Below are 20,340 nucleotides of genomic sequence, written 5' to 3'. Positions count from 1 at the left end.
CGCGCACTTCAAGTCGAAACGAACTCAAGCAAACCCTAGGACCCGCGGTAGGTGGAGTAGGCCCAGGGGCTCGCGAGCAGGGGCACGTGGTAGTGCGATCCGGTGTCGGCAATGCCGAAGTCGAGCGGCACCGCGCCCAAAAAGGCTGGCTCCGGCAGCACCACGCCGCGTCCGCGGAAATAGGCCTCGACCTCGAACACGAGCCGGTAGCGGCCCGCCTTCAGCTCGGCACCCTCGAGCAACGGCGCATCGGCGCGGCCGTCGTGGTTGAGCGTGATGCGCTTGATCGACTGCGGGCCGGCCTCGCCCAGTCGCAGCAGTTCGACGCTCATCCCGGCCGCCGGGCCGCCATGCATGGTGTCGAGCACGTGGGTGGTGAGCTTGCCCATCGCTGGTCCTCGTCGGTCGGGGTTGATTCTGCAGCCAAAGTGTATACAGTTGCCTGTGCAAGACAAGCACTTTCGCTACAACAATGACAGCGCGCCGCCCCGCCCCCACCCCCGCCCGACCGCCCACGGCCCGCAAGCGCGCCGCCGAGCCAGCGGCCGCGCAGACATCGACCGAGCGCATCGTCGACTCGATCACCACCGCGATCGTCGAGCGCCGGCTGATGCCCGGCACCAAGCTAGGCGAGCAGAAGCTGGCCGACATCTTCAAGGTCTCGCGCACGCTGGTGCGGCAGGCGCTCAACCAGTTGAGCCGCGACAAGCTGGTGACGCTGACGCCGGCCCGCGGCGCGTTTGTGGCCACGCCGAGCGTCGAGGAAGCGCGCCAGGTCTTCGAGGTGCGCAACCTGATCGAGTCGGCGCTGGTGCAGCGGCTGGCGCAGAGCATCACGCCGGCCCAGGTCGCCGAGCTGCGCACCCACTTGCGCGACGAACGCAACGCGGTGCAGCGCACCGACGTCTCGGGCCGCACCCGGCTGCTGGCCGACTTCCACGTGGTGCTGGCGCGGATGTTCGGCAACGAGACGCTGGCGGACCTGGTAGCCGACCTGCTGTCGCGCTCCTCGCTGATCTCGCTGATGTACCAGTCGGCGCATTCGGCCGAGGCCTCCTATGCCGAGCATGTGGCGATCGTCGACGCCCTCGAGAAACGCGACGCCCGCGCGGCGCTGCGGCTGATGAACGAGCACCTCGAGCATGTGGAGCAGAACCTGCGCCTGCACCCGCGCGTGCCCGACCTCGCCGAGGCGTTAGGGTCTGTTAACGCTACCGGGGGGCTCGCGTGACCCAGGAAACAAAGGCCATCAAGGCGCAAAGCGCAGCTGGGGTCGGCCCCCGGCGAGCTTTGCAACGCGGAGGGCCGCAGTTTCCTGGGATCACCCTTCAGGCCCGGGTCGCGCGGGCCGCGGGGCGGCGTTGCTCGGTCGTAGCGTGCATGAGCACGCGTCCTCCCTCGCGCCTACCCCTGCGGCCCGCGCGGCCCGGGCGCGAGCCCCCCGGTAGCGTTAGCAGGCCCTGAGCGCCTGACAACCGAAGGCTCCGAACCCCATGACCACCGTCTTCCGCTCCGGCGCGGCCTACCCGCGCGACCTCCACGGCTACGGCCGCGACCTGCCCGAGGCGCGCTGGCCCGGCAACGCGCGCATCGCGCTGCAGTTCGTGCTGAACTACGAGGAAGGCGCCGAGAACAACGTGCTGCACGGCGACGAGGGCAGCGAGCGCTTTCTCTCCGAGATCATCGGCGCCGAGAGCTACCCGGCGCGCCACATGAGCATGGAGTCGATCTACGAGTACGGCTCGCGCGTGGGCGTCTGGCGCATCCTGCGCGAGTTCGAGCGGCGCGGCCTGCCGCTCACCGTGTTCGGCGTCTCGATGGCGCTGCAGCGCCACCTCGAGCTGACCGAGGCGCTGCTCGAGTTGCAGCACGAGATCGCCTGCCACGGCTGGCGCTGGATCCACTACCAGAACGTCAACGAGGTGGTCGAGCGCGAGCACATCCGCATCGGCACCGAGATCCTGCAGAACCTCACCCGCGGCCAGTGGCCGCTGGGCTGGTACACCGGCCGCGACAGCCCCAACACCCGGCGCCTCGTCGCCGAGCAAGGTGGCTACGAGTACGACAGCGACTACTACGGCGACGACCTGCCGTTCTGGATGGAAGTGCCGCTGTCGAATGGTCACAAGACAGGCGGCAGCACCCAGCAACTGATCGTGCCCTACACCCTCGACGCCAACGACATGCGCTTTGCCACGCCGCAGGGTTTCAACACCGGCGACGACTTCTTCGAGTACCTGCGCGACAGCTTCGACGTTCTCTACGCCGAGGGCGCCGAGCGGCCGCGCATGATGAGCGTGGGCATGCACTGCCGCCTGCTCGGCCGGCCCGGGCGCATGCGCGGGCTGCAGAAGTTCCTCGATCACGTGGCGGCGCACGACCGTGTCTGGGTCTGCCGCCGCATCGACATCGCGCGCCACTGGCGCCGCGAGCATCCCTTCGTCGCGCCCAAGCCCTGAGTTCGCCACCATGCCGACCCTCGCCCAGATCAACGCCGCCGGTGCCGACGAGTTCGTCGCGCTGCTGGCCGGCACCTACGAACACTCGCCCTGGATCGCGCGCGCCGCGGCCGCGCGTCGCCCCTTCGCCTCGCTCGCGCAGCTCAAGCACGCGCTGGTACGCGCGGTGCGCGAAGCGCCGCGCGAGGCCCAGCTCGGCCTGATCCGCGCCCACCCCGAGCTGGCCGGCAAGGCGATGGTCAGCCAGAGCCTCACAGCCGAGAGCACGAACGAGCAGACCGCCTCGGGCCTGACCGCCTGCAGCGCCGAGGAGTTCGCCCGGCTGCAGCAGCTCAACGCCGACTACAACGCGAAATTCGGCTGGCCCTTCATCCTCGCGGTGCGCGGCCCGCGCGGTGCCGGCCTGACGCGGGACCAGATCATCGCCACCTTCGAGCGCCGCCTGCACAGCCGGCCCGATCTCGAGTTCGCCGAATGCCTGCGCCACATCGACCGCATCGCCGAACTGCGGCTGAACGACAAGTTCGGCGTCGAGCCCGCGCTCGGCAACCAGGTCTGGGACTGGTGCGAGCAGCTCGCGGTGCACAGCGACCCCGGCTACCTGGAGCGCGGCGAACTCACCGTGACCTACCTCACCGAGGCGCACCAGGCATGCGCGCGTCAGATCGAGGCGTGGATGCGGGAATGCGGCTTCGATGAGGCACGCGTCGACGCGGTCGGCAACGTCGTCGGGGTCTATCACGGCGCCGATCCGTCGTCGAAGCGGTTGCTCACCGGATCGCATTTCGACACCGTGCGCAACGGCGGCAAGTACGACGGCCGGCTCGGCATCTTCGTGCCGATGGCCTGCGTGCAGCAGCTCGCGCGCGCCGGCCGGCGCCTGCCCTTCGGCCTCGAGGTCGTCGGCTTCGCCGAGGAGGAAGGCCAGCGCTACCCCGCCACCTTCCTCGGCTCGGGCGCGCTGGTCGGCGGCTTCGATCCGGCCTGGATGACGCAGCTGGACGCCGACGGCATCGCGCTCGCCGACGCGATGCGCGCCGCCGGCCATCCGGCCACGCTTGACGCCATCGCCGCGCTGCGGCGCGACCCGGCGCGCTACCTCGGCTTCGTCGAGGTTCACATCGAGCAGGGTCCGGTGCTCAACGAGATCGACCTGCCGCTGGGCATCGTGACCTCGATCAACGGCAGCCTGCGCTACCTCGGCGAGGTGCAGGGCGTGGCCAGCCATGCCGGCACCACGCCGATGGACCGTCGCCGCGATGCCGCGACCGCGGTCGCCGAGCTGGCGCTCTACGTCGAGAAGCGCGCCGGCCGAGTCGATGGCAACAGCGGCGGCAGCTGCGTCGGCACCGTCGGCCAGCTCGAGGTGCCGAACGGCTCGATCAACGTCGTGCCGGGCCGCTGCCGCTTCAGCCTCGACCTGCGCTCGACCACCAACCCGGTGCGCGACGCGCTGGCCGCCGACGTGCGCGCCGAACTGGCCGCGATCTGCGAGCGGCGCGGCCTGAACTTCACGCTGACCGAGATCATGCGGGCCAGCGCCGCACCGAGCGCCCCCGCCTGGCAGCAGCGCTGGGAGCGCGCGGTCGAGTCGCTGGCGCTGCCGCTGCACCGCATGCCCAGCGGCGCCGGGCATGACGCGATGAAGCTTCACGAGGCGATGCCGCAGGCCATGCTGTTCGTGCGCGGCCTCAACGGCGGCATCAGCCACAACCCGCTCGAATCGAGCACCAGCGACGACATCGATCTCTCGGTGCGGGCCTTCGCGGCGCTGCTCGATGATCTGGCACGAGAACAAGCATGAACAGCGACAGCAACCACGAGCTCTACGCCCGCCTCGACGCCTGGATCGACACCCACTTCGACGAGGAAGTCCGCTTCCTGCAGGCGCTGGTACGGGTGCCGACCGACACCCCGCCCGGCAACAACGCGCCGCATGCCGAGCGCAGCGCCGAGCTGCTGGCCGGCATGGGCATCGCGGTCGATTCGTACCCGGTGCCGCAGGCCGAGGTGCAGGCCGCCGGCATGGGCTCGATCACCAACCTCGTCGCCCGCCGCCGCTACGGTGCCGGCGGCCCGGTCATCGGTCTCAACGCACATGGCGACGTGGTGCCGCCCGGCGAGGGCTGGAGCTTCGATCCCTACGGCGGCGAGATCTCTGACGGCAAGCTCTACGGCCGTGCCGCAGCGGTCAGCAAGAGCGACTTCGCGAGCTACAGCTTCGCGCTGCGCGCGCTCGAATCGCTTGGCGCGCCACTGCGCGGCGGCATCGACCTGCTGTTCACCTACGACGAGGAGTTCGGCGGCGAACTCGGCCCCGGCTGGCTGCTCGAACGCGGACTCACCAAGCCCGACCTGCTGCTCGCCGCCGGCTTCAGCTACCAGGTGGTCACGGCCCACAACGGCTGCCTGCAGATGGAGCTCACGGTCAACGGCCGGATGGCGCATGCCGCCATTCCCGACACCGGGGTCGACGCGCTGCAGGGCGCGGTCGCGATCCTCAACGCGCTCTACGCGCAGAACACGCTCTACAAGCAGGTCCGCTCGCAGGTGCCCGGAATCACGCACCCCTACCTCAACGTGGGGCGCATCGAGGGCGGCACCAACACCAACGTGGTGCCCGGCAAGGTAGTGCTCAGGCTCGACCGCCGCATGATCCCGGAGGAGGACCCGGTCGCGGTCGAGGCCGAGCTCCGCCGCGTGATCGCCGAGGCCGCGGCGACGCGGCCCGGCATCGGCGTCGACATCCGTCGCCTGCTACTGGCGCGTTCGATGCAACCGCTGCCCGGCAACAAGCCGCTGGTCGAGGCGATCCAGCGCCACGGCGAGGCCATCTTCGGCGAGCCGATCCCGGCCGTCGGCACGCCGCTCTACACCGACGTGCGGCTGTTCGCCGAGCGGGGCATTCCCGGCGTGATCTACGGCGCCGGCCCGCGCACGGTGCTAGAGAGCAACGCCAAGCGCGCCGACGAGCACCTGGTGCTGGAAGACCTGCGGCGCGCGACCAAGGTGGTGGCACGCAGCCTGCTAGACCTGTTGCGAGCCACCTGACCATCCGACCGGAGCCCTCCCGATGAGCCCTCTCGCCCAGAACAAGAAGCGTCAGTTCCTGCGCGCCGCCGCTGCCACCCTGGCGCTGGGCGCCGCGCTCGCCACGCCGGCGCTGGCGCAAGCTGAAACGCCGGTCCGCTTCCAGCTCGACTGGCGCTTCGAGGGGCCGAGCGCCTTCTTCCTGCTGCCGGCGGCCAAGGGCTACTTCAAGGCTGAGAAGCTCGCCGTCACGGTCGACGCCGGCAACGGCTCGGGTGCTGCGGTCACGCGGGTGGCCTCGGGCAGCTACGACATCGGCTTCGCCGACCTCGCGGCGCTGATGGAGTTCCACGCCAACAACCCCACCGCGCCGAACAAGCCGGTCGCGGTGATGATGGTCTACAACAACACGCCGGCCGCGGTGTTCTCGCTCAAGAAGAGCGGGCTCAAGGCGCCCAAGGACCTGGCCGGCAAGAAGCTCGGCGCGCCGGTCTTCGACGCCGGGCGCAAGGCTTGGCCGATCTTCGACAAGGCCAACAGCGTCGGCAAGGTCGAATGGATCAGCATGGACCCGCCGCTGCGCGAGACCATGCTGGCCAAGGGCGATGTCGACGCGATCACCGGCTTCTACTTCACCAGCCTGCTCAACCTCGAGGCGCGCGGCGTCAAGGCCGAGGACGTGGCGGTGATGCCCTACCCGCAATACGGCGTGCGCCTCTACGGCAACGCGATCATCGTCAGCGAGCCCTTCCTCAAGCAGAACCCGGAGGCGGTGATGGCCTTCCTGCGCGCCTTCAGCAAGGGCGCCAAGGAAGTGATCGCCGACCCCAAGGCGGCGATCGAGTTCGTCAAGGCGCGCGACGGCATCATCAACAGCGAACTCGAGACGCGGCGCCTGAAGCTGGCGATCGACAGCTCGATCGCCACCGCCGACGCCAGGGCCGAGGGCTTCGGCGAGGTCAACGGCCCGCGCCTGGCGCTGATGGCCAGCCAGGTGGCCGATGCCTTTGCCACCAAGGGCCGCATCGAGCCGGCCGCGGTCTGGAACGGCGGCTTCCTGCCGAGTGCTGCCGAGCGCAACATCTTCGTCGCGACGGCGAAGAAATGAGCAGCAGCCCGGCGCCGCACTTCGTCGACTTCAGCGACGTCTGGCTGGCCTACAACGAGGAGTTGCTCGCCGCGCAGCAGTTCGCGGTCGAGGCGATCGACCTGAAGGTGCGCCAGGGCGAGTTCATCGCGATCGTCGGCCCCTCGGGCTGCGGCAAGAGCACCTTCATGAAGCTGGCCACCGGGCTGAAGATGCCGAGCCGCGGCCGCATCCTGATCGACGGCCAGCCGGTGGCCGGCCCGCTCAAGATCACCGGCATGGCCTTCCAGGCGCCGAGCCTGCTGCCGTGGCGCACCACGCTCGACAACGTGCTGCTGCCGCTCGAGATCGTCGAGCCCTACCGCTCCAGCTTCAAGCGCAAACGCGCCGAGTACGTGGAGCGCGCCCGCACGCTGCTGCAGAGCGTGGGCCTGGGCGGCTACGAGGAGCGCTTCCCATGGCAGCTCTCCGGCGGCATGCAGCAGCGCGCCAGCATCTGCCGCGCGCTGATCCACGAGCCCAAGATGCTGCTGCTCGACGAGCCCTTCGGCGCGCTCGACGCCTTCACCCGCGAGGAACTGTGGAACGCGCTGCGCGACCTGTGGACAAGGCAGCGTTTCAACGTGATCCTGGTGACGCACGACCTTCGCGAGGCGGTCTACCTGGCCGACACGGTCTACGTGATGAGCCGCAGCCCGGGCCGCATCAATGCTCGTCGCGAGATCGACCTGCCGCGTCCGCGCGAGCTCGACATCACCTACACGCCGGCCTTCACCGACATCGTGCACGAGCTGCGCGGCCACATCGGCGCGCTGCGTAGGCCGACCTCGCTCGGCACGGGCTCGGAGGTCGCGCAATGAGCCCACTGCCCGGCCGCCCGAAAGTGGGCTCGCTCCCGCCTGGCGGGACAGCGCGCAGCGCAAGGGTGCCCACATGAGCCCGTCGAAGCGCCGCGCCTTCGAGCGCTGGTCACCGTGGCTGCTGCTGCTCGCGATCCTGCTGGTCTGGCAGCTGATCTGCAGCGCGTTCCAGGTTTCCGAGTTCATCTTCCCGAGCCCCTGGCGCATCGCCGAGCAGATGCTCGAGTACCGCGGCGTGATCGCCCAGCATGCCTGGCGCACCTTCTGGGTCACGATGGTCGGCTTCGGCATCTCGATCGTGGTCGGCGTGCTGCTCGGCTTCCTGATCGGCAGCTCGCGCATCGCCTATGCCGCCGTGTACCCGCTGATGACGGCCTTCAACGCGCTGCCCAAGGCCGCCTTCGTGCCGATCCTGGTCGTCTGGTTCGGCATCGGCGCCGGGCCGGCGATCCTGACCGCCTTCCTGATCAGCTTCTTCCCGATCATGGTCAACATCGCCACCGGCCTGGCGACGCTGGAGCCGGAGCTGGAGGACGTGCTGCGCGTGCTCGGCGCCCGGCGCTGGGACGTGCTGGTCAAGGTCGGCATGCCGCGCTCGCTGCCCTACTTCTACGGCTCGCTGAAGGTGGCGATCACCCTGGCCTTCGTCGGCACCACGGTCAGCGAGATGACGGCCAGCAACGAGGGCATCGGCTACCTGCTGATCAGCGCCGGCTCGAGCATGCAGATGGGCCTGGCCTTCGCCGGCCTGGTCGTGATCGGCGCGATGGCGATGGCGATGTACGTGCTGTTCGCGCGGATCGAACAGCGCACCACGGCCTGGGCCCATCGGCGCGCGGACGCGGCATGATGCCGGGCATGTTGCCGCTGCCCACCCTCCTCGCCCGCTGCCGCCTTCTCGTTCTTCGCGCCGCCGCCGCGCTCTCGCTGGCCGGCCTGGCCGCTCTGACCCACGCCGCCGAGCCGCCGCTGGCGCTGCCGGTCGAGCAGCCACTGCTGCGCCAGGTCGCGGCCGCGGTCAGCGCAGGCGAGCAGCGCGCGACGATCGAGAAGCTGGTCGGCTTCGGCACCCGCCACACGCTCTCGGACACCGTCTCCGAGACGCGCGGCATCGGCGCCGCGCGGCGCTGGGTCCAGGCGCGCTTCAGCGCGATCGGCAAGGACTGCGGCGGCTGCCTCGAGGTAATCACGCCGTCCAAGGTGATGACCGGCCGACGCATCCCGCAGCCGACCGAGGTGATGAACGTCGTCGCGATCCAGCGCGGCACCAGCGACCCCGAGCGCGTCATCGTCATCAGCGGCCATCTCGATTCGCGCGCCAGCGACATCATGGACGCCACCAGCGACGCACCCGGCGCCAACGACGACGCCTCCGGCGTCGCCGCGGTGATCGAGGCCGCGCGCGTGCTCTCCAAGCACCGCTTTCGCGCCACGCTGGTCTATGCCGCGCTGAGCGGCGAGGAACAGGGCCTGCTCGGCGGCCAGATCCTGGTCGAGCATGCCCGCGCGCAGGGCTGGAAGGTCCAGGCCGATCTCAACAACGACATCATCGGCAACATCCACGGCCAGAACGGCGTGGTCGACAACAGCAGCGTGCGCGTGTTCTCCGAGGGTACGCGCGCGCTCGAGACGCCCGAGGAGGCCAAGCGCCGCCGCTACAACGGCGGCGAACTCGACGCGCCCTCGCGCAACATCGCGCGCTACATGGCGGCGCTGTCGGAGCGCTACCTGACGAACCTGCGCGTCAACCTGATCTACCGCACCGACCGCTTCGGCCGCGGCGGCGACCAGGTCGCTTTTCTCGATGCCGGATTTCCGGCGGTGCGCGTGACCGAGGCCAACGAGCATTACCACCGCCAGCACCAGGACCTGCGGGTCGAGGCTGGCGTGCACTACGGCGACACCATCGACGGTGTCGACTTCCCCTACCTGGCCCAGGTCACACGGCTCAACCTGGTGACGATGGCGGCGATGGCGCAGGCGCCCGGCGTTCCGACCGGCGTCGCGATCGAGGGCGCGGTCACGCCCGACACCACGGTGAAGTGGCAGCCGGTCAAGGGCGCCACGGCCTACCGCGTCTGGTGGCGCGACACCATCGACCCGCGGTGGCGCTTCAGCCGCACCGTGGCCGCCAGCGGCAGCGGACCGCAGCAATTGCGCTTGCCCAACATCGTGATCGACGACTGGTTCTTCGGCGTCTCGGCGATCGGTGCCGACGGCCACGAGTCGCCGGTGGTGTTCCCGGGCGAGGCCGGCGCGTTCTGAGCGACGCCGGCCCCCGGCCTCAGAGGCAGAGCTTGCGCGAGCAGGGCAGCTCGGCCCTCGCGTCGGCGTCGGCGTGCACCGGCGGCAGCGGCGGCTCAACGGGCTGCGACCGCGCATCGCAGCCACCCACCAGCGCGGGCGCCAAGGCCGCCCACGCCGCGAGCACGGCGATCCGCGCCGCCGGGGCTGTCGCAAACGGTGGGCTCATTGCAGCCGCCCGCTTCGCTGGCCCCGGATGGCCGCACGCTCGACCTCCAGCGCCTTCGCCAGCCCGGCCTGGCCGCCGCGGCGCGCCGCGCAGATCAGCGTCTGGTCGATCAGGTCGCGCTGAGCGTGGCTGCCGCCGAAGCGCTGTGCCTGGTTGCGCGTGGCGCGCAACAGATCGACGCAGCGCGCGTTGTCACCGGCGACGAAGGCCAGGATCGCCTGCGTGACCGGCGCCCCGACCTCGCGCGTGAAGTCGCGGTTGTCGTCGTCGCGCCGGATCGCCTGCTCCTGCGCGGCGAGCAGCTCGCGCACCAGATCGTCGCGACCGGCGTTGGCGAAGGCCATCGCCGCGTGGGCGTCGTTGAAGGCGTAGTTGCCGCTGCCGGCGGCCGGCGCCCAGCGCTCGGCCAGCGAGGTCCAGCGCGCACCGACATCGACCCCGCGCAGCATCAGCCGCCACAGCAGCGCGCTGCCATCGACCAGTTCGAGCAGTACCGCGGGCCGGTGGCCGTCGATCGGGCCGTCGAAGAGATCCAGCACCGCCGCATGGTCGCCCTGCTCCAGGTGGTACAGCGCCAGGTGCCACCAGTTGTGGACGCCGATGAAGCTGTCGTGCTGCCAGCCGGGGTTGTCGCGCATCCAGCGCACGCCGTCGGCGGTGCGGCCCTGCATCTCCAGCACATGCGCCACCGCATGCTGGGCCCAGCCGTCGCGCGGCTCGAGTTCGATCGCCTCGCGCCCGAGGCGCTCGGCGGGGGCGTAGTCGCCGTTCTCCTCCAGGCCGAAGGCAAGCATGCCGAGCACCGCGTGATGGCCCGGCATCGCGCCCGACCAGGCCGGCAGCGCGCGCGCGATGCGGTCGCGCAGCATGCGGCTGTCGCCCATGAAGAAATCGAGCTGCTGGCCGACCTGCAGCGCGAGCGCGTCGCGCGGGAAAGCGATCGACAGGTCCTCGAGCGCGCGCGCCGCGGCGCGCCACTGGCCGGCGCACAGCAGCTCGATCGCGCGCAGGTGCCCGGCCTCGCGCTCGTTGTGCGGCAAGGCGACGGCGGTGGACCAGGACTCGCGCGCCACCGGCACCGCCGCCGCCTCGGTGCCGAGCAGGTGCAGCCAGGCGCGCAGCACATGCGCCATCACGCAGTCGGGCGCGGCGGCGATCGCCGCGTCGGCCGAGGCCAGCGGATCGGTCGCGAAGCAGCGCATTTCGTGCAGCCCGCGCTCGAGCAGGTCGATCGCCTGCGAGTTGCAGCCCGACAGCTCATGTCCAACGGAATCCTTCATTGCAAATCTCCTGAAGTTGGGGAACACGGCGCCAGCGCGCCCGGTGCCTGCATCGTCGCGCTGCGTGAAGCCTTGCACTAAAGTCATCTCGGCAACAAACCGGACATTCCCGCCAACCCCGCCATGAGCGAATCCCCAAGCCTGCGGGTGGCGCTGCTCGCGGTGCCCGACACCACGGCCTCGACGCTGATGGGGCTCTACGACCTGCTGCTCAGCGCGCGCCGCGACTGGCAGATGCTGATGAACCGGGTCGAGGTCGCCGCGCCGATCGAGGTGCTGATCGTCAGCCGCGACGGTGCGCCGCTGCGCTGCGCCAACGGGGTGCGCGTCGAGCCGCACGCGGGCTTCGGCGACGACCCGCGACCCGATGTGGTCGTCATCAGCGACCTGATGGTGCCGCCCTGGCAGCCGCTCGGCGAGCGCTACGACCCCGAGGCGGCCTGGGTGCGCGAGCGCTACGAGGCGGGCGCGACGGTGGCCTCGGCCTGCTCGGGCGCGGTGCTGCTGGCGCGCACCGGCCTGCTCGCCGGGCTCGAGGCGACCTCGCACTGGGGCTACTGCGAGGCGCTGCAGCGCGAGCATCCCGACACCCGCTGGCAGCCCGACAAGGCGCTGGTCACCGCCGGCGTCGGCCAGCGCCTGCTGATGGCCGGCAGCGGCACCAGCTGGCACGCGCTGGCGCTGTTCCTGATCGCGCGCTACGTCGGTGCCGAGGAGGCGATGCAGGTCGCGCGGATCAACCTGCTCGACTGGAGCTCGAGCAGCCCGCTGGCCTACGCCGCGATGTCGCGCACCGCGCAGCTGCAGGACCCGCTGATCGCGCGCTGCCAGGAGTGGGCGGCCGAGCACTACCGCAGCGAGGCGCCGGTGGCGACGATGGCACAGATGAGCGGTCTGGCCGAGCGCACCTTCCAGCGCCGCTTCGTGCAGGCCACCGGGCTGGCGCCGCTCGAGTACGTGCACACCCTGCGGCTCGAGGAGGCCAAGCAGATGCTCGAGAGCACCGAACTCGCGGTCGAGGCGATCGCGCTCGAGGTCGGCTACCAGGACGCCAGCTTCTTCGGCCGGCTGTTCCGCCGCAAGCTCGGGCTGACGCCGGCCCAGTACCGCAAGCGCTTCGGCGCGCTGGCGCGCAAGCTGGCAACGGCGGCGCGGACGGCCTGAGCGGCGATCCGGGTAGGCTCGCGGGCGTTCGGCCCGAATCCTGCGGGCACGCACGCTGCCCCAGCCCCCTCTCCCCGCACGCATGACCTGGCACGGCCACCTCAAGCTCGACTACCGGCTCGACCCCCACGCCGCGGCGCCGCGCACCATCGGCCGCGGCGAGCACAGCGGCCCGCTGCGGGTGCTGCAGAGCCTCTACCCCGAGGGCGACGCGGTCTGCCACCACGTGCTGGTGCATCCGCCGGGCGGCATCGTCGGCGGCGACGTGCTGCAGATCGAGGCCCAGGTCGACGCCGGCGCGCATGCGCTGATCACGACGCCGGGCGCGACCCGCTTCTATCGCAGTGGCGGGCCCACCGCTCGCCAGTCGCTGGCGGCGCGCGTGGCCGCCGGCGCGCGGCTCGAGTGGCTGCCGCTCGAAACCCTGGTGCACGACGCGGCGCGCGCCAGCAACCATCTGCGCTTCGAGCTCGCGCCGGGCGCCACGATGATCGGCTGGGACCTGATGGCGCTCGGCCTGCCGGCCAGCGATGCGCGCTTCGAGCACGGTCGCTTCGAGCAGGCCATCGAACTGGCGGCGGTGGATGGGGCGGGCTGCGACTGGATCGAACGCGGCGTGCTCGACCTCGACGACCCGGCGCTGGCCGCGCTGACGCGCCGCCGGCTGCAGAGCCCGCTCGGCTTCGGCGGCCGCTCGGTGCTGGCGACCGCCTGGTGCGCCTTCGGCAGCGCGCCGACACAGATCGAGCGCGAGGCGCTGGTGGAAGCGGCGCGTGCGGCCTGGGATCAGGCGCCGGGCGCCGGCGGTGCCGAGTTGCTGGCCGGCGTCACCTCGCCACACCCGCGCGTGCTCGTGCTGCGTGCCATGGCCGACCGCGTCGAGCCGCTGATGCAGCGCCTGCTGCCCGTCTGGGCCGCCTGGCGCCACTCGATGTGGGCGTTGCCGGCGTGCGCGCCACGCGTCTGGCGCACCTGAAGACCCGGCTCAGGCCTCGGCTCGCGCCTCGCGCCGCATCAGCCGCGCCAGCGCCTCGGCGGCGCGGCTGCGGCCCTCGATTACCTCCACCACCGCCTCGGTGATCGGCATCTCGACGCCGAGCGCGCGAGCGCGCTGCAGCACGACGGCGGCGCTCGCCACGCCCTCGGCCACGTGGCCGAGTTCGGCCAGCACCTGCGCCAGCGGCTTGCCCTGCGCCAGCTCGAGGCCGACACGGCGGTTGCGCGACAGCGCGCCGGTGGCGGTGAGCACCAGGTCGCCGAGGCCCGACAGGCCCATGAAGGTGTGCTCGCGTGCGCCCAGCGCCAGGCCCAGGCGCGTCATCTCGGCCAGGCCGCGGGTGATCAGCGCGGCGCGGGCGTTGAGGCCGGGTCCGGCCGCGTCGGCTTGCGACATGCCATCGCAGATGCCGGTCGCGATCGCCAGCACGTTCTTGACCGCGCCGCCGACCTCGACCCCGACCGGATCGGCGCTGCTGTAGACACGCAGCGTCTCGGCGTGGAAGGCCTCGATCGCCTGTTGCGGCAGGCGATCGTCGAAACTGGCCGCGACCAGCGCGGTCGGCTGGCCGCGCGCGACCTCGAGCGCGAAGCTGGGGCCCGAGAGGATGCCGGTGCGCAAGCCGGGCGCCACGTCGCGCGCGATCTCGTGGCCGAGCAGGCCGCTGCCGGCCTCGAAGCCCTTGCACAGCCACAGCAGGCCGTGGCCGGCCGGCAGGCTGGCCGCGCAGCGCGCGAGCATCTCGCGCAGCCCGGCCATCGGCGTGGCGATGACGAGCAGTGCCGCGTCAGCTGGTGCCTGGGTGCAATGCGCAAGCACCGCGTCCAGATCGGCGCTGATGTTCAGCGCCGGCGGCAGCGCCACTTCGGGCAGATAGCGTGCGTTGACACGTGTCGCGGCGATCGCTTGCGCCTGCTGCGCGTCACGCGCCCACAGCAGCACCTCGTGCATGCCCGAGGCCGCCGCGCTGGCGGCCAGCGCGCTGCCCCAGGCCCCTGCGCCGAGGACCGTGATCTTCATCGCGGCCTCGGCGTGCTTCAGGCCGTGGCGATGATCGGCGAGCCGCCGTTGCCGTTGGGGGCCGCGCCCTGCTGCTGGGCGAGCGCTTGCTGTTGGGCCTCGAACATGGCCTGGAAGTTCACCTCGGTCAGGTGCACCGGCGGGAAACCGGCCCGCGTGATGATGTCGGCAATATTGCCGCGCAGGTACGGGTAGACGATCTGCGGGCAGGCGATGCCGAGCACCGGCTGCATCTGGTCCTGCGGCAGGTTGCGCAGCTCGAAGATGCCGGCCTGCTTGCCTTCGACCAGGAACAGCACGCGCTCGCCGACCTTGGTCGTCACGGTCGCGGTGACTGCCACTTCGAACAGCCCTTCGTTGATCTGCTCGGCCGAGACGCCGAGATTGATCTCGACCTGCGGCTGCGCCTGCTCGAGCAGGATCTGCGGCGCGTTGGGCTGCTCCAGCGACAGGTCCTTGAGGTAGACGCGCTGGATCTGGAACACGGGGGAAAGGTCTTGCTCGGCCATGATGGATTCCGGTGTCTGGGGGCGGCATGGCAACAGAGTCCACGCCGCAAAGCAAACGGCCCGCACGCCACGGTGCGGGCCGAGGAACAGCGAAGATTATCGCCGAGGCGCGGCTGGCTACGGCGAGGGCGGACCCAGGCTCAGACCGGCAGGCCCTGCAGCAGCGGCTGCAGGCCGCCGCGCTGGTCGAGCGCGATCAGGTCGTCGCAGCCGCCGACATGGGTATCGCCGATGAAGATCTGCGGCACCGTGCGGCGGCCGGTGAGTTGGGTCATCGCGTCGCGCTGGGCGGGATCGAGATCGATGCGCACCTCCTCGATGGCATCGACACCACGCTGCTTGAGCAGCATCTTGGCGCGCTGGCAGTAGGGGCACACCAGCGTGGTGAACATCTTGACGGCTTGCATGAATCGGGCACAACGCAAATGCGAAGCCTGAATTGTCATGCGCCTGTCACGGCCTTGCATTCTGCAAGGCTTGCGGCGGCGTGATAGGGATCACGCCGCGTTGCCGGCCGACTGCGGGCGGCTCAGCCGGCCGACTTTTCCACCGGCAGCTGCGCCTCGCGCCACGCCGAGAGCCCGCCCGCCACGGAGCGGACGTTCTGGAAGCCGAGCTTGGCGAGCACCCCCACCGCACGGCCGGCGCGGGCGCCGGTGGGGCACATCAGCAGCACCGGCAGGCTCTTGTTGGTCGGCAGGCCCTTGGGTGAGCTCTCCAGTTCACCAAAGGGAACGTGGCGCGCGTTCAGGGCGTGGCCGGCGGCGTACTCGGCCGGCTCGCTGACGTCGACCAGCACCGCCTTCTCGCGGTTGATCAGCGTCACCGCCTCGGCCGGGCTCACCGAGCTGGCACCGCCCTTCTTGCCGATCACGGGCCACAGCAGGGCGGCACCGGAAACGGCGGCGGCAAGGAAGAGGTACCAGTTGTCGAGGAAGAAGCTCACGGGGGTGCTCGGGATCAGGGACGAAGTCGGCGATTCTAGAATCCCGGTCGCTTTCCCCAACCGTCACCCTCCGCCGGACCCCGCGCCATGCATCAACTCGTCCTCATTCGCCACGGCGAATCGACCTGGAACCTCGAGAACCGCTTCACCGGCTGGACCGACGTGCCGCTCACCGCCACCGGCGTGAGCCAGGCCAAGGAAGCCGGCAGGTTGCTCAAGGAAGCCGGCATGGAGTTCGACGTGGCCTACACCTCGGTGCTGCAGCGCGCGATCTGGACGCTCTGGCACTGCCTGGACAACATGGAACGGACCTGGCTGCCGGTGATCAACGACTGGCGCCTCAACGAGCGCCACTACGGCGCGCTGCAGGGCCTCAACAAGACCGACATGGCCAAGCAATACGGCGAGCAGCAGGTGCTGACCTGGCGCCGCAGCTACGACACGCCGCCGCCGGCGCTCGAGGCCTCCGACGCGCGCAGCGAGCGCGGCGACCTGCGCTACGCGAAGCTTGGCGCCGAGCAGATCCCGCTGACCGAATGCCTGAAGGACACGGTGGCGCGCGTGCTGCCGCTGTGGAACCAGACGCTGGCACCGGCCATCAAGAGCGGCCAGCGCATCGTGATCGCCGCGCACGGCAACTCGATCCGGGCGCTGGTCAAGCACCTCGACGGCATCAGCGACGAGGCCATCGTCGGCGTCAACATCCCCAACGGCATCCCGCTGGTCTATGAACTGGACGCCGAACTGAGGCCGATCTCCAAGCGCTACCTCGGCGACGCCGAGGCGGCGGCCAAGGCGGCGGCGGCAGTGGCGAGCCAGGGCAAGGCCTGAGCGAAGAACCCGCGACGGTCGTCCCGGGCCGCTTCGCTCGACGGCTCAGGCCGAAGGGGTGTCGGACGCCGCGTCGACTGGCTCGATCACCACGCCCAGCGCCGAGCCGATCTCCCGGCGCAGCAACTCGGCCAGCGCGCGCCGATCGGCATGCCGGCTGCCCTGCGCCGGCAGCCACTCGACACGCACGACCAGATCGCGGCCGCGCGCGATCATCCACATCGACTGCGCCAGCGTCGTCTCACCGACGAACATCGCAGCCGGGCTGACCGCGTTGACGGCGTCGCGGTAGCGCAGCGCCACCGGTTGCACCGGGACCCCGACCGCGATCGCGGCCTGCAGCAGGTTGGCATGAAACGGCAGCAGGCCGCGTCCGTCGCTGGTCGTGCCCTCGGGAAACACGGCCACGACGTCGCCGGCCTTCAGCACCGCCGCCACGTCGTGCACCAGGCGCATCGCGTCGCGCCGGCGTTCGCGCTCGATGTAGAGCGTGCCGGCACTGTCGACCAGCTTGTTGATCAGCGGCCAGGCCTTGACGTCCGCCTTGCTGACGAAGCGGGCCTGCGGACAGACGGCGTGGATCGCCATGATGTCGAGCCAGGAGATGTGGTTGGCGGTGACCAGCGTGCCGCCACCCGGGCGCGGCACACCCGCGACCTCGAGCCGCATGCCCAGCATGCGCAGCATCTTGGCGGCCCACCATTGCACATGGTGCTGGCGACGCTCGATGCTCACGCGCGGAAATACCAGCAGCACCAGCCACAGCCCGTGCAGCGCGTGCAGCGTGGCGCGCGCCAGGCGCCAGGCGGCGCGCGGCGCGCCGACGCGGGCGTCGGCCGTTTCGGCTGCGACGAGTTGCATCAGGCCGTCGGCACCGATGCCGCGGCCTCGTGCGCCACGTGCCCCGCCACCAGCGTGAAGCGGACGCGGCCCGGCAGCGCCATGCCGGAGCTGGCAAAGGCGAAGGGCGTGTGCTTGCCCTGGCTGGCGAGTGCGGCGTCGTCGACCATCCACTCGGCGGCCGGATCGAAGAGACAGAGGTCGGCCACGCCGCCCTCGACCAGGCGTCCGGCACTGGCCGCGAGCGATCCGAGCGCGCCGCCGAGCACCCGCACCGGCTCGCTGGTCACGCGCGCCAGCGTCTGCGCCAGCGGCAAAGCGCTCTCGGCGCCCCACTTCAGCGCCAGGCTCAGCAGCAGTTCGAGCCCGGTCGCGCCCGGCTCGGCCTCGCCGAAGGGCAGGATCTTGGCGTCGGCCGCGACCGGCGTGTGGTCGCTGACCAGCGCGTCGAGCGTGCCGTCGGCCAGCGCGGCGCGCAGCGCGTCGCGGTCGCGCTGCTGGCGCAGCGGCGGCACCAGTCGCATCGCCGGGTTGAAGTAGCCGATGTCGACGTCGGTGAGGTGCAGCGAGTTGATGCTGACGTCGGCCGTGACCGGCAGGCCCTCGGCCTTGGCGGTACGCAGCATCTGCACGCCGGCCGCGCTCGACAGGCGGCACAGGTGGACCCGGGCGCCGGTGGCGCGCACCAGCTCGAGGATCGTCGCCAGCGCCACCGTCTCGGCCGCCACCGGCACGCCGGAGAGGCCGAGCCGCGTCGCGATCGCGCCGCTGGCCGCCACGCCCTTGCCGAGCCAGGGATCGTTGGGTCTCAACCAGACCGCGTAGCCAAAGGTCGCGGCGTACTGCAGCGCGCGCTGCAGCACCTGCGTGTCGGTGATCGGCGCGTCGGCCTGCGAGAAGCCGATGCAGCCGGCCTCGGTGAGCTCGGCCATCTCGGTCAGCGTCTGTCCCTCGAGCCCGCGCGTCAGCGCACCGAGCGGGAACAGCCGGCAGCGGCTGAGCTTGCGGGCGCGAAACTTGAGCATCTCGACCAGGCCCGGCTCGTCGAGCGCGGGATCGGTGTCGGGCAGGCAGACCAGGCTGGTGACGCCGCCGGCGGCCGCTGCCGCGAGTTCGCTTTCCAGCATGCCCTCGTGCTCGTGGCCCGGCTCGCGCAGCCGCGCGGCGAGATCGACCAGGCCAGGCGCGACGACGAGGCCGCTGGCGTCGATCGTTCGATCGGGCGCGAAGTCGCTCGAGACTTTGCCGAGGCCGACGATGCGGCCGGCGGCGATGGCGACATCGCCGTGTTCGTCGCGGCCGGAGGCGGGGTCGATCAGGCGTCCGTTGGTGATGAGGATCTTCATGACTTAAGCGTCGTTACCAGCAATGGTCGCCATCACCGCCATCCGCACCGCGATGCCGAAGGTCACCTGCGGCAGGATCACGCTCTGCGCGCCGTCGACCACCGCAGAGTCGATCTCGACGCCGCGGTTGATCGGGCCCGGGTGCATGACGATCGCGTCGGGCTTGGCCAGCCTGAGCTTCTCGGGCGTCAGGCCGAAGCTCTTGAAATATTCGCCGGCGCTCGGCAGCAGCGCGCCGCTCATGCGCTCGTTCTGCAGCCGCAGCATGATGATCACGTCGGCATCCTTGATGCCTTCCTCGAGCGTGTGGCAGACCCGCACGCCCATCTCCTTGAGGTCGCCCGGCACCAGCGTCTTGGGGCCGACCGCGCGGATCTCGGGCACGCCGAGCGTGGTCAGCGCGTGGATGTCGGAGCGTGCGACGCGCGAGTGGACGATGTCGCCGACGATCGCCACCCGCAGCTGCGTGAAGTCGCGCTTGTAGTGGCGGATCGTGTACATGTCGAGCAGGCCCTGCGTCGGGTGCGCGTGGCGCCCGTCGCCGGCATTGACCACGTGCACATGCGGCGCCACATGCTGCGCGATCAGGTAGGGCGCACCGCTCTCGCTGTGGCGCACGACGAACATGTCGGCGTGCATCGCACTCAGGTTGGCGATGGTGTCGACCAGGCTCTCGCCCTTGGCCGTGCTCGAGCGCGCGATGTCGAGGTTGATGACGTCGGCGCTGAGTCGCTTGGCCGCGATCTCGAAGGTGGTGCGGGTGCGGGTGCTGTTCTCGAAGAACAGGTTGAACACGCTCTTGCCGCGCAGCAGCGGCACCTTCTTGACGTCGCGGTCGTTGACCGAGAGAAAGGTGCCGGCGGTGTCGAGGATGCCGGTCAGCACTGCCTTCGGCAGGCCCTCGATCGACAGCAGGTGGATCAGCTCGCCGTGCGAGTTGAGCTGCGGATTTCGCTTGGAGAGCATCAGGCGGCTCCCTCCTGGTTGTTATCGGTGATGGCAAAGGACAGGCGGCCGGCCGCGTCGCGCGTGAGCGTGAGCTTTTGCGAAGCCGGCAAGCTGATGCGCGCCGCAGAGACGGCCGCCTCGATCGGCAGTTCGCGGCCGCCGCGATCGACCAGCACCGCCAGCGTCACGCTTGCCGGGCGGCCGTAGTCGAAGAGCTCGTTGATCACGGCGCGCGTCGTGCGGCCGGTGTGGAGCACGTCGTCGATCAGCAGCACGTGGCGGCCGTCGACGTCGAAGGGCAGCGCGGTCGGGTCGGCGGTCGATGCGAGGCCGCGCGAGCCGAAGTCGTCGCGGTGCAGGGTGCTGCTGATCACGCCATGGGCGCCGGGCAGGCCGAGCTCGCGCTGCAGCCGCTCGGCCAGCCAGGCGCCGCCGGACCAGATGCCGACGAGAACGACACCGCCTTCCGGCGCGGGCAGCGCGCGCAGCCGCCGCGCCAGGTCGGCGGCCAGGGCTTCGGCGTCGAGTGAGAGAGTGCTCATGACTTGGG

21 protein-coding genes are annotated in these 20,340 nt (G+C 70.8%); 11 read left to right on the top strand and 10 right to left on the bottom strand.

Annotated elements, in window-relative coordinates; genetic code table 11:
• Positions 1-35: 35 nt before the first annotated feature.
• Complete coding sequence (uraH, locus tag EV670_RS02095) at positions 36-389, bottom strand: hydroxyisourate hydrolase (protein WP_130430159.1); 354 nt, start codon at positions 387-389, stop codon at positions 36-38.
• Positions 390-472: 83 nt separating this feature from the next.
• Between uraH and EV670_RS02090 the strand changes: the two genes are divergently transcribed.
• The 8 genes from EV670_RS02090 to EV670_RS02055 all read left to right on the top strand — a co-directional run bounded on the left by EV670_RS02090 (position 473) and on the right by EV670_RS02055 (position 9,701).
• A complete protein-coding gene (locus EV670_RS02090) occupies positions 473-1,231 on the top strand; it encodes a GntR family transcriptional regulator (protein WP_130430158.1) in 759 nt (252 codons plus the stop codon).
• Between the two features lie 262 nt (positions 1,232-1,493).
• Positions 1,494-2,459 carry an allantoinase PuuE gene (gene puuE / locus EV670_RS02085; RefSeq protein WP_130430157.1) on the top strand — a complete coding sequence of 322 codons (966 nt, stop codon included), beginning with the start codon at positions 1,494-1,496 and terminating at the stop codon, positions 2,457-2,459.
• Positions 2,460-2,469: 10 nt separating this feature from the next.
• On the top strand, positions 2,470-4,263 hold the full coding sequence (gene uraD / locus EV670_RS02080) for a 2-oxo-4-hydroxy-4-carboxy-5-ureidoimidazoline decarboxylase (protein ID WP_130430156.1): 1,794 nt from the start codon (positions 2,470-2,472) through the stop codon (positions 4,261-4,263).
• A complete protein-coding gene (locus EV670_RS02075; RefSeq protein ID WP_130430155.1) occupies positions 4,260-5,510 on the top strand; it encodes a M20 family metallopeptidase in 1,251 nt (416 codons plus the stop codon). Before uraD ends, EV670_RS02075 begins: the two co-directional genes overlap by 4 nt.
• 22 nt (positions 5,511-5,532) lie before the next feature.
• Positions 5,533-6,597 carry an ABC transporter substrate-binding protein gene (locus EV670_RS02070; protein WP_130430154.1) on the top strand — a complete coding sequence of 355 codons (1,065 nt, stop codon included), beginning with the start codon at positions 5,533-5,535 and terminating at the stop codon, positions 6,595-6,597.
• A complete protein-coding gene (locus EV670_RS02065) occupies positions 6,594-7,436 on the top strand; it encodes an ABC transporter ATP-binding protein (RefSeq protein WP_130430153.1) in 843 nt (280 codons plus the stop codon). The genes EV670_RS02070 and EV670_RS02065 overlap by 4 nt, the downstream gene beginning before the upstream one ends.
• Before the next feature lie 73 nt (positions 7,437-7,509).
• Positions 7,510-8,286 carry an ABC transporter permease gene (locus EV670_RS02060; RefSeq protein ID WP_130430152.1) on the top strand — a complete coding sequence of 259 codons (777 nt, stop codon included), beginning with the start codon at positions 7,510-7,512 and terminating at the stop codon, positions 8,284-8,286.
• An 8-nt stretch (positions 8,287-8,294) separates the two neighbouring features.
• Positions 8,295-9,701, top strand: a complete 1,407-nt coding sequence (locus EV670_RS02055) for a M20/M25/M40 family metallo-hydrolase (protein ID WP_130430151.1) — start codon at positions 8,295-8,297, stop codon at positions 9,699-9,701.
• A 204-nt stretch (positions 9,702-9,905) separates the two neighbouring features.
• Here the strand turns inward: EV670_RS02055 and EV670_RS02050 are convergent, their stop codons facing one another.
• A complete protein-coding gene (locus EV670_RS02050) occupies positions 9,906-11,189 on the bottom strand; it encodes a tetratricopeptide repeat protein (protein WP_130430150.1) in 1,284 nt (427 codons plus the stop codon).
• Positions 11,190-11,312: 123 nt separating this feature from the next.
• Here EV670_RS02050 and EV670_RS02045 point away from each other — a divergent pair, with 123 nt between their 5' ends.
• Both EV670_RS02045 and EV670_RS02040 read left to right on the top strand, forming a co-directional pair.
• On the top strand, positions 11,313-12,353 hold the full coding sequence (locus EV670_RS02045; RefSeq protein ID WP_130430149.1) for a GlxA family transcriptional regulator: 1,041 nt from the start codon (positions 11,313-11,315) through the stop codon (positions 12,351-12,353).
• 82 nt (positions 12,354-12,435) lie between these two features.
• Positions 12,436-13,329, top strand: coding sequence for an urease accessory protein UreD (locus tag EV670_RS02040; RefSeq protein WP_130430148.1), 894 nt, complete (start codon positions 12,436-12,438; stop codon positions 13,327-13,329).
• A gap of 9 nt (positions 13,330-13,338) precedes the next feature.
• On the opposite strand, the gene EV670_RS02035 is transcribed toward EV670_RS02040, so the two are convergent.
• The 4 genes from EV670_RS02035 to EV670_RS02020 all read right to left on the bottom strand — a co-directional run bounded on the left by EV670_RS02035 (position 13,339) and on the right by EV670_RS02020 (position 15,825).
• Positions 13,339-14,370 carry an NAD(P)H-dependent glycerol-3-phosphate dehydrogenase gene (locus EV670_RS02035; RefSeq protein ID WP_130430147.1) on the bottom strand — a complete coding sequence of 344 codons (1,032 nt, stop codon included), beginning with the start codon at positions 14,368-14,370 and terminating at the stop codon, positions 13,339-13,341.
• A 17-nt stretch (positions 14,371-14,387) separates the two neighbouring features.
• Positions 14,388-14,879, bottom strand: a complete 492-nt coding sequence (gene secB / locus EV670_RS02030; RefSeq protein ID WP_130430146.1) for a protein-export chaperone SecB — start codon at positions 14,877-14,879, stop codon at positions 14,388-14,390.
• A 140-nt stretch (positions 14,880-15,019) separates the two neighbouring features.
• Positions 15,020-15,286, bottom strand: coding sequence for a glutaredoxin 3 (gene grxC / locus EV670_RS02025; protein ID WP_130430145.1), 267 nt, complete (start codon positions 15,284-15,286; stop codon positions 15,020-15,022).
• A 122-nt stretch (positions 15,287-15,408) separates the two neighbouring features.
• Complete coding sequence (locus tag EV670_RS02020) at positions 15,409-15,825, bottom strand: rhodanese-like domain-containing protein (protein ID WP_130430144.1); 417 nt, start codon at positions 15,823-15,825, stop codon at positions 15,409-15,411.
• An 87-nt stretch (positions 15,826-15,912) separates the two neighbouring features.
• On the opposite strand from EV670_RS02020, the gene gpmA reads away from it, so the two are divergent.
• Positions 15,913-16,656, top strand: a complete 744-nt coding sequence (gpmA, locus tag EV670_RS02015) for a 2,3-diphosphoglycerate-dependent phosphoglycerate mutase (protein WP_130430143.1) — start codon at positions 15,913-15,915, stop codon at positions 16,654-16,656.
• A 45-nt stretch (positions 16,657-16,701) separates the two neighbouring features.
• Here the strand turns inward: gpmA and EV670_RS02010 are convergent, their stop codons facing one another.
• The 4 genes from EV670_RS02010 to pyrR are packed head-to-tail and all read right to left on the bottom strand — an operon-like array spanning position 16,702 to position 20,332.
• A complete protein-coding gene (locus tag EV670_RS02010) occupies positions 16,702-17,517 on the bottom strand; it encodes a lysophospholipid acyltransferase family protein (protein ID WP_130430142.1) in 816 nt (271 codons plus the stop codon).
• Complete coding sequence (locus tag EV670_RS02005; RefSeq protein WP_130430141.1) at positions 17,517-18,842, bottom strand: dihydroorotase; 1,326 nt, start codon at positions 18,840-18,842, stop codon at positions 17,517-17,519. The genes EV670_RS02010 and EV670_RS02005 overlap by 1 nt, the downstream gene beginning before the upstream one ends.
• 3 nt (positions 18,843-18,845) lie before the next feature.
• Positions 18,846-19,808: an aspartate carbamoyltransferase catalytic subunit gene (locus EV670_RS02000; protein WP_130430140.1), complete on the bottom strand. Its 963-nt coding sequence runs from the start codon at positions 19,806-19,808 to the stop codon at positions 18,846-18,848.
• A complete protein-coding gene (gene pyrR, locus EV670_RS01995; protein WP_130430139.1) occupies positions 19,808-20,332 on the bottom strand; it encodes a bifunctional pyr operon transcriptional regulator/uracil phosphoribosyltransferase PyrR in 525 nt (174 codons plus the stop codon). The genes EV670_RS02000 and pyrR overlap by 1 nt, the downstream gene beginning before the upstream one ends.
• Between the last annotated feature and the right edge of the window lie 8 nt (positions 20,333-20,340).

The sequence above is a fragment of the Rivibacter subsaxonicus genome (genome assembly GCF_004217215.1).
GTDB classification, from domain to species: Bacteria; Pseudomonadota; Gammaproteobacteria; order Burkholderiales; family Burkholderiaceae_C; genus Rivibacter; species Rivibacter subsaxonicus.
This window is presented reverse-complemented; position numbering and strand designations above follow the sequence as displayed.